This is a genomic window from Williamwhitmania sp., assembly GCA_035529935.1.
Lineage (GTDB): Bacteria > Bacteroidota > Bacteroidia > Bacteroidales > Williamwhitmaniaceae > Williamwhitmania.
Genome location: DATKVT010000004.1, coordinates 1 through 15,805 on the forward strand (window position 1 = coordinate 1; position 15,805 = coordinate 15,805).

The 15,805-nt window shown below is 46.0% G+C and carries 16 protein-coding genes; all 16 read left to right on the top strand.

Annotated elements, in window-relative coordinates; all coding sequences use genetic code 11:
• The coding region (locus VMW01_00210; GenBank protein HUW04657.1) for a chorismate-binding protein at positions 1-428 on the top strand (428 nt) is incomplete at its 5' end.
• Positions 403-2,091, top strand: a complete 1,689-nt coding sequence (gene menD / locus VMW01_00215) for a 2-succinyl-5-enolpyruvyl-6-hydroxy-3-cyclohexene-1-carboxylic-acid synthase (GenBank protein HUW04658.1) — start codon at positions 403-405, stop codon at positions 2,089-2,091. The genes VMW01_00210 and menD, both read left to right, overlap by 26 nt.
• Complete coding sequence (gene menB / locus VMW01_00220) at positions 2,088-2,909, top strand: 1,4-dihydroxy-2-naphthoyl-CoA synthase (protein HUW04659.1); 822 nt, start codon at positions 2,088-2,090, stop codon at positions 2,907-2,909. Before menD ends, menB begins: the two co-directional genes overlap by 4 nt.
• Before the next feature lie 59 nt (positions 2,910-2,968).
• A complete protein-coding gene (gene menA / locus VMW01_00225; GenBank protein HUW04660.1) occupies positions 2,969-3,871 on the top strand; it encodes a 1,4-dihydroxy-2-naphthoate octaprenyltransferase in 903 nt (300 codons plus the stop codon).
• Between the two features lie 69 nt (positions 3,872-3,940).
• Positions 3,941-4,996: an o-succinylbenzoate synthase gene (locus tag VMW01_00230; protein ID HUW04661.1), complete on the top strand. Its 1,056-nt coding sequence runs from the start codon at positions 3,941-3,943 to the stop codon at positions 4,994-4,996.
• Complete coding sequence (locus tag VMW01_00235) at positions 4,984-6,078, top strand: AMP-binding protein (GenBank protein ID HUW04662.1); 1,095 nt, start codon at positions 4,984-4,986, stop codon at positions 6,076-6,078. The genes VMW01_00230 and VMW01_00235 overlap by 13 nt, the downstream gene beginning before the upstream one ends.
• A 274-nt stretch (positions 6,079-6,352) precedes the next feature.
• On the top strand, positions 6,353-6,667 hold the full coding sequence (locus VMW01_00240) for a type II toxin-antitoxin system RelE/ParE family toxin (protein HUW04663.1): 315 nt from the start codon (positions 6,353-6,355) through the stop codon (positions 6,665-6,667).
• 23 nt (positions 6,668-6,690) lie between these two features.
• Positions 6,691-7,782 carry a HigA family addiction module antitoxin gene (locus tag VMW01_00245; protein ID HUW04664.1) on the top strand — a complete coding sequence of 364 codons (1,092 nt, stop codon included), beginning with the start codon at positions 6,691-6,693 and terminating at the stop codon, positions 7,780-7,782.
• 479 nt (positions 7,783-8,261) lie between these two features.
• Positions 8,262-8,660 (top strand): hypothetical protein, encoded by a 399-nt coding sequence (locus VMW01_00250; protein ID HUW04665.1) that lies wholly within the window; start codon positions 8,262-8,264, stop codon positions 8,658-8,660.
• Between the two features lie 3 nt (positions 8,661-8,663).
• Positions 8,664-9,311: a hypothetical protein gene (locus tag VMW01_00255; protein ID HUW04666.1), complete on the top strand. Its 648-nt coding sequence runs from the start codon at positions 8,664-8,666 to the stop codon at positions 9,309-9,311.
• 155 nt (positions 9,312-9,466) lie between these two features.
• Positions 9,467-9,919, top strand: a complete 453-nt coding sequence (locus VMW01_00260; GenBank protein ID HUW04667.1) for a hypothetical protein — start codon at positions 9,467-9,469, stop codon at positions 9,917-9,919.
• A 1-nt stretch (position 9,920) separates the two neighbouring features.
• Complete coding sequence (locus VMW01_00265) at positions 9,921-10,823, top strand: hypothetical protein (GenBank protein HUW04668.1); 903 nt, start codon at positions 9,921-9,923, stop codon at positions 10,821-10,823.
• Positions 10,824-10,884: 61 nt separating this feature from the next.
• Positions 10,885-11,658, top strand: a complete 774-nt coding sequence (locus VMW01_00270) for an HNH endonuclease (protein ID HUW04669.1) — start codon at positions 10,885-10,887, stop codon at positions 11,656-11,658.
• Positions 11,659-11,807: 149 nt separating this feature from the next.
• Complete coding sequence (locus VMW01_00275) at positions 11,808-13,640, top strand: patatin-like phospholipase family protein (protein HUW04670.1); 1,833 nt, start codon at positions 11,808-11,810, stop codon at positions 13,638-13,640.
• A gap of 116 nt (positions 13,641-13,756) precedes the next feature.
• Positions 13,757-14,305 carry a GNAT family N-acetyltransferase gene (locus tag VMW01_00280; protein HUW04671.1) on the top strand — a complete coding sequence of 183 codons (549 nt, stop codon included), beginning with the start codon at positions 13,757-13,759 and terminating at the stop codon, positions 14,303-14,305.
• 367 nt (positions 14,306-14,672) lie between these two features.
• Positions 14,673-15,805, top strand: a 1,133-nt coding sequence (alr, locus tag VMW01_00285; protein HUW04672.1) for an alanine racemase, incomplete at its 3' end; no start/stop codon positions are given.

Genomic DNA, 15,805 nt, shown 5'->3' on the forward strand with positions numbered 1-15,805 from the left:
ACAAGGAGGGTCCATCAACCCATAGAGCAGGAAACTTGGTGCACCTAAAAACCAGCTTTCAGTTCAACGCAGCGCAGCTGAAAAACAGAATAGGCCATTTGGTGGAAGCGCTTCAGCCCACCCCATCGGTTTGCGGTTTGCCCAAAGCAGCAGCACGAGCTATTGTGGAAAAGGTGGAACCGCACAATCGCCAGTTCTACACCGGATTTGTTGGACCAGTGAACTTCAGCGGAAAAACCTTGCTCTATGTAAACCTCCGCTGCATGAAAATTACGGAGAATGCCTTCGCCTTTTTTATGGGTGCAGGTATCACTGCCGAGTCGGTGCCGGAAAGGGAGTGGGAGGAGACTGGCCAGAAGATGATGACGCTACTTTCGGTTGTAAATGGCATAAACAGCAGCTATGAGCTCAATAAGACAGGGAATTAAAGACCTACCAGAGATTTGCTACCTTCATGGAATGGAGGCGGTGGTGATTGCACCCGGTTCGCGCAATGCACCGCTCATTGCAGCCTTCACAAGCCACGGCAAGCTGGAGTGCATCAGCATTACCGACGAGCGCTCGGCAGCCTACTTCGCGCTAGGAATGGCGCTCCAGACCGGAAAACCGGTGGGAATTGTCTGCACATCTGGAACGGCGGTGCTCAACTTTGCCCCGGCCATTGCCGAAGCCTACTATCAAAAGTTGCCATTGGTGGTGATTACCGCCGACCGTCCCCACGAGCGCGTTGATCAGGCCGACAGCCAAACCATTAGGCAGACAAACATTTTTGGAAACTACATAAAACACAGCGTAGAGTTGCCCGTGGAGACAGCCTCCGATACCGACCTCCGCTACAGCCACCGCTTGGTAAACGAAGCGCTTCGCGCCGCACTGCGAGCCGACCGTGGTCCGGTGCATATCAATGTGCCGCTGCGGGAACCGCTCTACAACCCGCTTCCGGAGGTGAGCCAAAATATTATGGTGGTTGAGGCATCGGAACCGGAATTGCTACTGCCCGAAGAGGAGATAAACCTTCTGGTAACGCGCTGGCAAGCCGCCCAAAAGAAGTTGATTATTTGTGGATTTGAATCAAAAAACAGAGAGCTGAACGAGCTGCTAAACCAGCTGGCCGACGATCCATCGGTGGTGGTGATGGCCGAAAATATATCGAATTTCTCTGGGGAGAAAATCATTTTCGCACCCGAGCGATTCATTGCAACGCTTACCGATGACGAAAAGCGCGACTTTCAACCCGACCTGCTAGTTACCATTGGCGACTCGCTGGTTTCGGGGAGGGTAAAGAAATACCTGCGGCAACATAAGCCAGTGGAGCACTGGCGCATTCATCGCACAGAGGAGCTGATGGATACCTACGATAGCCTTACTCACAGCATTGTTACCGAACCGACCTTGCTGCTACACCATTTTGTTGGCAAGGATGTTCAAGCCGAAAGTGGCTATGCCTCCCGTGCCACAGAAAAGGAGACAACCATTCGCCATCACCACGAGAAGCTGCTGCCCACGCTACCGTTCTGTGACTTCACTGCCTTTGACGAGCTGCTGAAAAACCTGCCCGATGGAAGCAACCTTCATCTGGCCAACAGCACACCCATTCGCTACTCACAGCTTTATGCCACCAACCCACAGATAAGTTACCACTGCAACCGCGGAACTTCGGGCATTGATGGATGTCTCTCCACCGCTGCCGGAGCAGCCTACGCTGGCAAGCAACCCACAACGCTTATTACTGGCGATCTAGCCTTTATCTACGATTCAAACGGAATGTGGAACACCCACTTCCCCGGCAACCTAAAGGTGATTGTAATGAACAATGGTGGAGGAAACATATTCAGGATGATAGAGTCGGGTGAGACCATGCAGGCTGCACGCCCCTACTTTGAAACGCCACATAGCGTCGACCTGAAGTCGCTCGTATCGGCCTTTGGTATTGACTTCTCCTCCTGCAGCAGCATGGAGCAGCTCCGGGAGGGAATTCAATGGCTCTACAGCAATGGCAACAAGCCCGCCGTTCTGGAGGTGAAAACCGATTTCGACATCAACATAAAAACATTTAAGGATTACTACAAACTAATACGACAACCACAATGAGCAGCAGAAATTGGACAACCATAAAGGAGTTTGAGCAGATAAAGTTTGAATACTTTGAGGGCATTGCCAAGATTACCATCAACCGCCCACGCTACCGTAACGCCTTTACTCCCGACACGGTGAAGGAGATGATTGAGTCGATGGTGTACTGCCGCGAAAGCCCCGACATTTACACCGTGATTCTCACCGGCGAAGGCGACAAGGCTTTCTGTAGCGGTGGTGACCAGAACATAAAGAGCACCGCCGGATATATTGGCAAGGATGGCGTGCCACGCCTCAACGTGCTCGACCTCCAAAAGCTGATTCGCTCGCTACCCAAACCCGTTGTGGCCATGGTAAACGGCTACGCCATTGGTGGTGGACACGTGCTGCACGTGGTGTGCGACCTCTCCATTGCCTCGGAGAACGCCATTTTTGGACAAACGGGTCCCAAGGTAGGCAGCTTCGATGCCGGCTTTGGCTCCTCCTACCTTGCAAGGGTGGTGGGTCAGAAGAAGGCGCGCGAAATTTGGTTCCTCTGCGAGCAATACTCGGCTCAGGAGGCGCTGGAGATGGGGTTGGTGAACAAGGTAGTTCCCTTCGACCAGCTGGAGGATGCCACCGTGGCATGGTGCAAGAAGATGATGGAGCACAGCCCACTGGCACTTCGCATGATAAAGGCCGGCCTTAACGCCGAGCTCGACGGGCAGGCAGGCATACAGGAGCTTGCCGGTAACGCCACCATGCTCTTCTACATGACAGAGGAGGCGCAAGAGGGTAAGCGAGCTTTTCTCGAAAAAAGAAAACCCGACTTCAAGAAATTCCCCCGTTTACCCTAAATTGAACAGCACAAGAAGTGGGCAACCCGGTTGCCTTCACTGCAAAACATATACCTATAATGCGTAAGTTAATTCACTGGATGCACGCCATCCGACCAAAAACGCTGCCACTGGCGCTCTCCAGCTCCATTCTGGGGAGCTTCATTGCCGCAGCCGACGGCCTGTTTCGATGGAGCGTGTTTGTGCTGGCGGCTGCCACCTCGCTGCTGCTTCAGGTGCTATCGAACCTAGCCAACGACTATGGCGACTTTGCCAAGGGAACTGACACCGCCGAGAGGATTGGTCCGGCGCGCATGGTGCAAACGGGTGCCATTACGTCACGCCAAATGGTGTGGGCCATTGCCGCTGTGTCGCTCATGACCTTGGTATCGGGTTCGTTGCTCATATTCGAAGGCCTGGGTGGAGGACATGCCCTACTAAAGGTAATCTTCTTCCTGCTCGGTCTCACGGCCATTGGAGCTGCCATTAACTACACCGTGGGAAAAAATCCATACGGCTACAGCGGCTTTGGCGACATGTTTGTATTTCTCTTCTTTGGTTTGCTGGGCGTAATGGGAACCTACTACCTACACGCCCACGTGATACGGCTCGACCTGCTGCTACCGGCAACATCCATTGGACTGCTGAGCGCGGGAGTGCTTAACCTGAACAACTTACGCGATGTAAACAACGACATAAAAACCCACAAGCATACGCTGGTGGTAATGATGGGCAGCTCCAAGGCAAAGGTTTACCACTTGTTGCTACTGGTGGTGGCGCTGATAACCGGAGGGCTCTACATAATGCTGCACTACCACACGCTTTACCAGCTGCTGTTTGTGATAACCATTCTGCCGCTTACCCTCAACGTAAGGGCGGTGTTCACCAACCGCATCCCCGCCGAGCTCAACAACGAGCTAAAGCGCCTTTCGCTCTCCACTCTCCTATTTTCGGTAACCTTTGGGATGGGATTGCTGCTGTAGCAACTCAATTTATAGACACTTCACCCGGAAGGGGCAAGAAGTTTATGCAAAACAATATTTGATGGACCAATGCTAGAGGCAAGATATATAGGACACATACTCAACTTCAAGATTCCAGGGAAAACCTCGCGCGGAACGCTCACCGAGAAGAAGTCATACTACCTGCTGCTTCACGACACCGCCAGCGGTGCCACCGGCATTGGAGAGTGCTCAACCCTACCCGACCTGAGCATTGACCATACACCCGGCTATGCCGATAAGCTGCAGGAGGTGTGCGACAGCATTACCAATGGCAAGAGCCACATTGACCTAGAGCAATTTCCATCCATTGCCTTTGGCGTGGAGACGGCCCTGCAAAGCCTTCAAAACGCCAGTTCGGGAACCAACATCCTTTTCCCCTCAGCCTTTACCAGAGGCGAGAAGGGCATCCCCATTAATGGGCTGGTGTGGATGGGCGACCGAGAATTCATGGAGAAGCAGATTTCGGAGAAGCTGGAGTCCGGGTTTACCTGCATAAAGCTGAAGATTGGGGCGCTGGACTTCGATACCGAGCTGGACGTTCTGCGTAACCTCCGACAAACCTTCTCTCCCAGCGACATTGAAATACGCGTGGATGCCAACGGAGCATTCACCCCAAAGGAGGCTCTCGGTAAGTTGGAACGGCTGGCGCAATTCTCCATTCACTCCATTGAGCAACCCATACGGCAGGGGCAGCCGGAGGAGATGGCACGCCTCTGCGCCAAATCGCCCATACCCATTGCGCTAGACGAGGAGCTCATAGGAGTTCCAAAAGCCAACAGGCTGCCGCTGCTTCAGCAAATAAAACCACAATACATTATTCTTAAGCCCAGCCTAATCGGTGGATTTGCGGGTAGTTGCAGCTGGATTGATGCCGCCAACCACACCAACACGGGCTGGTGGGTAACCTCGGCGCTGGAAGGGAATATTGGTCTAAACGCCATTGCGCAGTGGACCTTTACGCTCAACAGCAGCATGCCTCAGGGGCTGGGAACGGGGCAGGTCTTTACAAACAACATCCCGTCGCCGCTCACCATTCGCGAAGGAAAGCTGCACTACGATATCACCAACCCGTGGAACCTAACCATGTGCCAATGGAAAGAGTAGAGCAACGGTTAACCCTCAACGGAGTTACCCGCTCGGGCAATGAGCTGCTGCACCACTGCACCAGTGAGGCGCAAAACCCGCTTCTCCCCGAATGGGAGCGCAGCGTGCACCGCTTTATTTTGGAGTGGCTCGACGGCAACGACTACGTTACGCTCTTCACCTCCGGCTCCACCGGGGCACCCAAGGAGATACGCCAGCTAAAGCGCCACATGCTGGCCTCGGCTGGGCTAACCCGCGACTATTTTGAACTAAACGCTAATACGCAGGCACTCCTCTGCCTGCCCATAAGCTACATTGCTGGGAAGATGATGGTGGTGCGCGCCTTTCTCACCGGCATGAACCTTATTACAACGGAACCTTCGGCTAACCCCTTTGAGGCCATTCACGCACCCATAACCTTTGCCGCCATTACCCCCTACCAGCTGGCCCACTCCATGGATACGCTGCGGCGTGGCGAGGTGGATACCATAATAGTGGGCGGAGGCGAGATACCCGCCGAACTCGATGAGCAGTGCAGCACGCTGCCAACCAGCATTTACGCCACCTACGGTATGACCGAAACCAGCTCGCACGTGGCGCTGCGGGCGGTAAACGGACCAAAGCAGAGCCTCCTTTACGAAATACTTCCCGGCGTGGAGGTAAGCAACGATTCGCGTGGTTGCCTAACCATTACTGCCCCTGCCCTCACCAACCAAACGCTGGTTACCAACGATGTGGTGCGCATTGCCGACAGCCGCCACTTTGAGTGGATAGGGCGCGCCGACAACGTAATAAACAGCGGCGGGGTAAAGATATTCCCCGAACAGGTGGAGAAGAAGCTCTTCCCCCACATCCACCGCCGCTACTTTGTGGCCGGGCAACCCGACGATACACTGGGCGAGCGCGTGGTGCTATTTACCGAGGGCGAACCGCTGCAGGCTGATGAGCAGCAACAACTACAGAACCTATTCCCCACTATACTGCAGCGCTACGAAATTCCACGCCAGCTGGTTGCCATACCCCACTTTCTGCTCTCCGATGCCGGGAAGGTGCAGAAGCGGGCCACGCTGGAGCAATACCACAAAGGCAACTTGGAGGAGTAGACCCAACCCCTTGCAAACTTAGTTGATTACCAGTAAGACAATCAAGTACAGCCATGTTCAGAACATGACAGCCAGACCCAGCACCTATCTTCATGCTTTCAATTGATCGTTTTACCTCCTAACTTACTAGTAATTAATAGTTATTCATTTTGGGGTGTTTATCCAAAAATATCATACCTTGCTATAATGTTTTCAGCGTAATCAATAATTATTATATTTTTATTCACCATATTAGTGAAGTTTTTTTAAACTTTTTTATATTTGCACCGTTACTATGATAGTAGTATTTGAAGAAGATTACCTTCAAGAGTTATTTGAACATGGTAAGGCAAAAAATAAGAAACATGCATACCAACCCCAGGTAATCAAAAAGTATATCAAAGTGGTAAATATCCTTCGTGCTGTAAAAAGAATTGAGGATTTATTCCGTTTCAACTCCCTCAACTATGAAAAACTGACTAATATAGATGTAGAATCAGTTAGAGTGGATGGTAAATACCGCCTCGAGTTTCGCTCTAGAGTGGAAGGTGCAGAACCCAATACAATTACAATCTGCTCTCTTATCGATTTAAGCAAACACTACCAGTAATCATAAGTTTATAACGTCAAACAATGAACTCATCTGCCCTAATTCCTGCAATATCAACTCATCCGGGAGAAGTACTTAAGGATGAACTTGACTCCCGTAATATCAAGCAAAAAGAGTTTGCCCATGATATTGGTACTAGCCCCACAATTCTTAATGAGATTTTAAAGGGGAAACGCAATATTACCGCGGACATAGCCCTGCACCTCGAGGCTCAGCTAGAGATCCCCGCCGATTTCTGGATGAAACTCCAATCCCAATACGACATTGACCTAGCACGCATTAAGCAGCGCAACATTGAAAAGCGCAATCTAATTGAGACATGGAAAGCAATAAAAGTGGCTATCCCCGTTAAATATCTTGAAAAACTAAATCTTCTTGCCAACGATCTTAAGAATGATATTGACAGGATAAAAGAGATTTATAACGCCAATTCCTTAGAAGATATAATAGATGCAAAAACAGCATACACGGGACTCTACAGGAAGTCATCAAAGCTACAGGTGGATGTAAACAATCTTACCTGTTGGGCAATGGTGTGCCGATGGATGGCTCAAAACAAAAAAGCAGCCACCTATAATGCCTCGAACCTTTCGGCTGTAAAGCAACGTATTATTGAAATTGTAAATAAAAATCACAACGTGATTGATGAAGTCACACAACTTCTTTACGATTACGGCATCAAGTTTATTATTCTCGAAAAACCGGACCAGACACCCGTTGACGGTTTTTCCTTTTTCAGTGGTTTAAATCCAGTTATAGCGATAACCCTACGAAAAAAAACCATTGATAACTTTTCCTTTACCGTTCTCCATGAACTTGGACATATTCAAGATCACCTGCGTCCTAATAGTACATCATTTTTCATTGATTGCTTCGATCTCCAGGAGAGCAAGAAAGACACAAATGAGGCGCAGGCCGATCGTTACGCACAGCAGGCGCTCATACCGCCAGCAGTATGGGCTACGTTTAGCCTCTCCAAAAATATTTTTAACGACCTATACATTCAGCAATTTGCACAGGAGCACAACCTGAATCCAGCCATAGTTCTAGGGAGGTATAGCTTCGAAACAAACAACTATAAGGTAAGAACAACAATAGATAGAGGAATTAATTAAAGTCCATCAAAAAACATAACTAATTTCGTCTCTAACAGAAGTAGCACTTGCGTGCAATTGTTAGCGACTTTACTATTAGCTATTCTCAGCCCTAAGCCTTCAAATAGCTAATCACCAGAGGTAATATTAACGAACTGAAAATCACACAACTTCTTGCCATTTTCGGCCTCCAAGCCAGGCTATAAAGCGCAAGTGCTGCGCGCACCATAGTAAATAGCTGCGAGCTGTGCGAATTGAACATTGAGATGGAAAAGGAATAATGAATTAGATAAATAAAACTCACAAAAAAAATATATAAATTGTTTTTTTACATAATTAAGTATAACTTTCGATAAGTTATGTTGAATAACATTCTTAAAACACATATTTAGAATGGCAAGTATCAAATATCAAACGACATAACTTGTCTATTAAATTTAAAGATTCTTGCCAATAGTGATGGAACAAATATTTTAAATAACAAACTTAACTTAACCCGCATGGAAGAAAAATTAAAATGCCACTTTCTCAATCTCTATCATATGGCCCTTGCAGATACAGAAGTTGATACATCAGAATTAGAAATGCTATATGGTATAGGAGCTGAAAAGGGAATAACCAGGTCAGAAATTGACTCGGTTGTTCTCCGGCCAGATTCTGTTAAGTTTACTGCACCAGAAACAGTAATTGAAAAAATAGAAAGTTTATACGATTTCGCTCGTATAGCGTGGGCTGATGGCCATATTGATGAGAATGAAACAAGATTGATGCATGTTTTCTCCAAAAGGTTTGGCTTTGAAGATGAAAATATTCAAACCATTGTGCAATTCATCCTAGATGAGGTTAAAAAAGGGACATCGAAGGAAGATATTTTCAAAATAGTAACCGAAAATTCATAAATAATGGACCTATCTAAAATTAAAAAAGACTTATTCTCAGTTAAGAAACAAACCGAGAAAGGTATTGAGCCTAAAATAGAGATTCCTAATTTAACCTCAAGAGAAATAGTAAACTATGAAGAATATGGTTTTAATCAGGCAGGAAGACTAGGTGGATCAGTTGCGGGTCTTCGTGTTAACCTTCAAAAGATATATTACGATTTCAGGCAGAAGGTTAAGAAAGATATTGAAAAACAGAATGAATTAAGGAGGCCATTTATTGTCAAAATCGAAGAATACAAAGGTGACATTGAAAGATTGAGTAACAAAATCGAAAAAACAACAACTGAAAGCATACCAAAAACAAAGAATCTCCTTGAAAGATTGAAGGAGGAATTATCATACATTAAAAAAAATCCTCAGGAAATTACTGGTGACGATACGGGAAAGGTTGCATTTATAATTGGAGGTATCATCCTTATTTTCTTAACAGTCTATCTGTTTATTTTTTACAGTTCTGCCTCCTATTCCACGTTCTTCAAAGATTTCAAATTAAACGAGATAGGAGTAGCCAACTCTATTTTTGATCCAAAAGCGCTTACAATCGCATTTCAAAATGGAATAACAGAATTGATTTTAATAGTGACAATTCCGTTTGTTTTTTTAGGCTAGGCTATCTAATACACAAATTTCAAGAACAAAAAGGCGTTGGAAAATACTTTAAAATAGCTATGCTCATTTTCATTACTTTCATTTTTGACACAATTCTTGCATATGAAATTACCGAGAAGATATACAATATTCAAAAAGGTAATAGTTTCGAAAAGATGCCTGACTATACCTTGAATATGGCATTCCATTCAATAAATTTTTGGTTAATTATTTTTGCGGGATTTATTGTATATCTTATTTGGGGATTTGTTTTCAGCTTTGTTATGGAAGCTTTAGGCAAAATGGATAAGGTAAAGATTGCAATCGAAGAAAAAAACAAAGAAATCAAAGATGCTGAATTAGAACTTAAAGATTTTGAAGTTCAAATCGACAAAATGACTCACACGAAAGCGGAGTTCACTAAAGAGATGAATAAACTGAAAAGAATTATTGAAAATGCGATAATTCCGGATGAATTTGAACATGACATTTTTGCTTTCTCTACAGGCTGGATATCTTTTATGAAGCAAGGAGGAAAGTCTAAAGAAGAAATAGAAGACGCGAATATTGTTACACATGAATTTGTGAAAATAACACTCCATAGCTGGGAACCAATTAATGCTAATTAACATGAAAAAGATCGCACTTTTCATTCCACTTTTAATCCTTATAGGATGTAGTGGTTCAGAAAACAACAATTCAAATAGTACAAGCAATAAGTCTAACAGTGCAGCAGCCCAAGTTAAACAATTGAACATTTCTATACTACTCGACTTATCCGATAGAATTGACATAAATAAGTACCCAGAAAAACCAGAACATTTTGCAAGAGATATTGCCAACGTAAAATACATTACGGAACTTTTTGCTAAGGATATGGAAAAGCGGGGTGCATTTATGTCCAAAGGAAAATTGAGAGTTATTTTTAGTCCGAGACCACTAGATCCGAATGTCAACATTTTAGCTGAAAAACTAAATATTGATCTTTCAAAAATGGATAATAAACAAAAGAAAGTGGTTCACGACACTATCTCGACAACCTTTATTGATAATCTAACGAAAATATATAATTCAGCAATTTCAGCCCACAAATGGATTGGTTCAGATATTTGGAGATTCTTTAAAAACGATGTCAAGGATTATTGTATTGATAACGATTCCACATACAGAAACATCCTAATTATCCTTACCGATGGTTATATTTACCATGCTGATTCAAAGGATCAGGCTGGTAATAGATTTGCATACCTACTGCCTGAATTAATAACAAAATATCAATTACGTAACAATCCAAACTGGGAACAAACAATAAACAAATTAGACTTTGGGCTGATTACAAAACGAAATGATTTAAACAACCTTGAAATTTTAGTACTTGAAATTACGCCTTCACCTGTATACAAAGACGATGAAGACATTATTAAAGATGTTTTGTCAAAATGGTTTAAAGAGATGCAAGTAAAACGATTTGCACTATATAATTCTGACCTTCCTGAATATACGAAACAAAGAATAAGTGATTTTATGAAATAAATCAGGAATTTTATCAACGAGCTGCCATTTTGAATTCGTAATGGAAAATGATGACTAAGTCATGAAGGAAGGGCAGAAACTATGGACAAGGGAGGAGCTGATTTTAGCGGTAAACCTCTACTGCAAACTCCCTTTTGGCCGATTGCACAGGCTCAATCCAGAGGTAATTAGCCTTGCCAACCTTATAGGCCGAACAGCCAGCGCCGTTGCCTTAAAGCTGGTAAACTTTGCAAGTCTCGACCCTAGCCTTCAAGCCCGAGGAATTAAGGGCGCTTCCAACTCGAGCAACCTCGACAAAGAGATTTGGAATGAATTCTTCAACCATTGGGATGAGCTGCCCTTTGAAAGCGAGAAGCTACTTGCAAAAATTGAAAAAACAACCGTTGAGCAGCTGCATCACATTCCGGAAAACGAATTGCCCAAAGAAGGGAAAACAAGGGAGCAAATTGTAAGGGTCAGAGTAAATCAAGCCTTTTTCAGGAGCTCCATTCTGGCATCCTACAACAACACCTGCTGCATAACGGGAATACAACAGCCAGAACTGTTAATTGCCGGGCATATTAAACCATGGAGTATCGACGAAAAGAACAGGCTAAACCCTCAAAATGGAATTGCCATAAATGCGCTACACGACAAAGCATTTGAGGCAGGGTTAATAACAATAACCCCGGACTTTAAAATAAAGGTATCGCCAATTTTACTGAAGCAAAAAAAGTCAAAATCCATTGAGGAATACTTCACTAAATACAACAACCAGGAGATCATTCTCCCATCAAGATTTCTTCCAGACGTGGAATTCCTCAAGTATCACAACGAGGTTCGATTTAAACGCTAAGCGGCCAACACCAAAGCCATAACCTACCCCTGCTCTGCCATTGATTATTATGAAAAATGGCCATACATTTGGGTAAGGAAAGTCGGAACGCAAGCGCAAGTAACTTGTAAGCTTGGCTTTACCCCCAATACCAACCAAAAACCTCAACCATGGACAAGCAAAACACCTTTCGAATTGGCATCTCGATGGCAGGAGCCGTATCGGCAGGAGCTTACACCGCCGGAGTGATGGACTACCTGCTGGAAGCACTGGAAAATTGGCAAAAGGCTAAAGATTTAAATATACCTGGAGTACCCAAGCACAACGTCGTTATCGAATCGCTGGGAGGTGCCTCGGCTGGCGGCATGACTGCCGTTATTACCTCTGCCGCCCTACAAAAGAACTTTCCGCACATCAACCAACAGAACTACGCCACCGAGGTGAACAAGCAGAACCCGCTGTTCGACTCCTGGGTAAACCTCACCGAGGAGCCCAAAAACGACATGATGGCGCAAATGCTCTCCACCGACGACATTCTTAAATCGCCCGACCTCAACCCCGACAAGGAGGTTCGTTCGGCATTCAACTCCCTCTTCATCGAAAAAATTGCTCGGCGAACCATCGATTCAATCGTTAAGGACCCCAGCACAAAGAGGCAGTACATTGCCGACGACATGGAGCTCTTCACCACCATTACCAACCTCCGAGGATTCGACTACCAGCTGCAGTTCATTACGGCTCTTGGCGTAAGAGACGACCGAATGACAATGCACAAGGACATTGTTCACTTCCAATTGAGCCCATCCGGCGTATACAAAAACGATGGCAAAATTCCATTTCATTTCGACACGCCCGATGGGTTAAACAAAAACATGCTCGTTGATGCGGCAATTGCAACCGGAGCTTTTCCAGTTGGCCTATCGCCTCGGGTGGTGGTTCGCAACCCAAAGTACATCAACGAAAATCCGCTGCTAAAAATCACGCATGGAAAGGACTACATTGTAAGCCCACTTACCGACTACAACGCCGTATGCGTTGATGGTGGGGTAATTAACAACGAGCCTTACGACCTCACCGAAACCATTTTAACCAACAGGCAAAAAGCGAGGCTGAAGAGGGACGATGGCGAGGTGGCCGCCAATTTCTACCAAATGTCCACCAGCGCGGCTACTTGCGAATCAACGGTTTTGATGATTGACCCCTTTCCAAACTACGACGACAAACCCTCATCCAACTACTTCGATCTGCTGGCAATGATGTTTGCCGCACCACAGCTACTGGGGGCAATGCGCCAGCAGCTCATGATTAAAACAGACCTTCTCGAGCAGGCATACAACGACAGGGACTACTCCCGATTTATGATAGCACCCATAAGAACGCACGAGGGGGTAACTCAACGCTACAGCATTGCGTGCGGTTCGCTGGAGGGCTTTGGAGGCTTTTTCGAGAAGCAGTTCCGAATTCACGACTACATGCTTGGACGAAGAAACTGCCAACGGTTCATCCAGCAATTCTTTTGCATTCCTACCTCGGCAAACAATCCAATTATTCAGTTTGGCTATGCCGATTTAGACAAAGATTCCCTACAACTTTTCGAGAATGATAATCACCAACGTCCAATCATACCCGACATCCGTATCTCGGACGACCAAACGCATTTGGTAACGCCGCCTGTTGAAGAGGAATTTCAATACCCCTCCATTAGCTTAAAGTACCTGATGAGCCTGGAGAAAAAAATGCAAGGCCGAATCGACGTTGTCCTTGGCAATATTGCCAATGGCAAAGATCCGGGAAAGGGCAACAACCCAGCCAATCCGGTAATCGAACGGATAAGAAGGAGAACGTGGCTTGGGCGAAACATCACCAGACCAATTGAGGATTTTACGGCCAGGAAGTTTATCTCCATAGGAAAATCGGCGGTTAAGAATGTGGCGGCAGAAAAGTTTATCGATGCGGTAATAGCGGACATGTACAACCGTGGTCTGCTGAAGCAAGACTGCTAAGCACACCTTTCGTTACGCAACACCCCATGCTCACCTTTTCGTAGGCACAGAGTATGAATAGTAATCCGCGAGGATATTTCTACCTTTAGCCTTCGGAAATAGAACCACTGTGAACCATGCTCACCTTCGCTACTGCAAGACTAACGCTGCGATCGCTTACCCCAGCTGATGCGCCCGTGCTCCAAGACTTTTTGGGTAGGAACAGGGAATTCCTTCAGGAGTGGGAGCCAAAGAGAGATGAAACTTACTACTCCATCGATTCGGCGCGATGGCTCATAGATAGCAGCACCGTAACGAACAACAACAAAACAGGCCTAAGCCTTTACCTCTTTAGGTTGGGAGAAGAAAAAATTATTGGCCACATTGGGTTGTCGAACATCGTTTACGGACCATTCCTCTCTTGCTTTTTGGGGTACAAATTAGATTTTGAGGAGACAAACAAAGGGTATATTTCTGAAGGGTTGCAAAGGGTAATACAGGTAGCATTCGACGATTATAAGCTACACCGGATAGAGGCAAACGTTATGCCTAGAAATATTCGCTCCATTAAGGTTTTGGAGAAATTGGGATTTGAGCAAGAAGGCGTAAGCAAGAGATACCTCAAAATTAACGGAAAGTGGGAGGACCACCTTCACTACGTTTTGCTGAACCCCAAAGTTGAGTAATTGCATTAGACAGGAGCTATCGCTTCAACCATCACAAATCAAAGACAATCAACAAATTAGGAGTAACCCGGTATTTTTACTACCTTTACCAACCGAGATACCGGTAGTAGCAAATATGCCCACCAACCTCCTCTAGAAGCAGAGTATTTCTTGCTTACAAACCTTCGCCCAGAGGTTTCAAAATACCAAACCTGCTGCTACCTACTGCATTGTCAGTTAGGATAATTAAACGTATTTCAGCCATCTGCCATTGCCAACCGTGCGGTTGGATAGCAATGAATTTGCCAAACAGATGATGCACTCGGAACACAATGGCTAATCACGCCCAACGGAATGCCATCCGTTGATCTAAATTGTTATATCAATTATGGACAAAGCAGCTACCATGAACTCATTTCACACCTCCTACCTCGAAATCAGCAAATCGGCACTACAGCACAACTTGCGCTTTCTGAAGGAGAATATTATTCCTAACGCCCAAATTTCCTCCGTTGTGAAAGGGAATGCCTACGGTCATGGTATTGAACTTTTTGTTCCTTTGGCCGAGGAGTGCGGCATAAGCCACTTTTCGGTGTTCAGCGCCGACGAAGCCCGGCGCGTGTATCACGCACAAACAGGCAATAGCAGCATCATGATAATGGGCATGTTAGGCCAAGACCAGCTGGAGTGGGCCATTGAAAACGACATTGAGTTTTACGTTTTTGAGCAACAGCGCCTAGAAAAGGCACTGGAAATTGCAAAAAAGGTTGGCAAGCAAGCCAAGCTCCACGTTGAGGTGGAGACGGGGATGAACCGAACAGGATTTGCGATTAAAAAGCTTCCTTGGGTTTTGCAACTTCTCAAGCAGAATAGTGACAACCTCTGCTTTACCGGCCTCTGCACCCACTTTGCCGGAGCCGAAAGCATAACCAACTACTACCGCATACACAAGCAGCAACAAGTTTTCGACAAGGCGCTAAAAATTGTTGCGGCAAGCGGAATAGCACCCCAGAAAAGGCACACGGCCTGTTCTGCGGCAGCACTACGATACCCAAAAGCTCAAATGGATTTAGTGAGGCTTGGGATTGTGCAGTATGGATTTTTTCCAACACGAGAGGTGCTTATTGAATATCTCACCAAGAAGAAGACAAAGGATAATCCTTTACAGCGCCTACTCTCTTGGAAGAGTCGGGTGATGGACGTAAAGGTGGTGAAAACAGGAGAGTTCATAGGCTATGGAACCGCCTACCTTGCCAATAACGACAAAACCATTGCTACCATTCCGGTTGGTTATGGCGATGGATTTAGCCGCTCCATGAGCAACCAGGGCCGTGTGCTTATTCATGGCCAACGGGTAAGCGTAATTGGCACGGTAAACATGAGCATGATTACAGTAGACGTTACCAGCCTCGAAAATGTAAACATTGGCGACGAGGTGGTGTTGATAGGTAAACAGGGAGACCTCGAAATTAGCGTTGCCTCCTTTAGCGAAACCAGCGAGCTCATCAACTACGAGCTGCT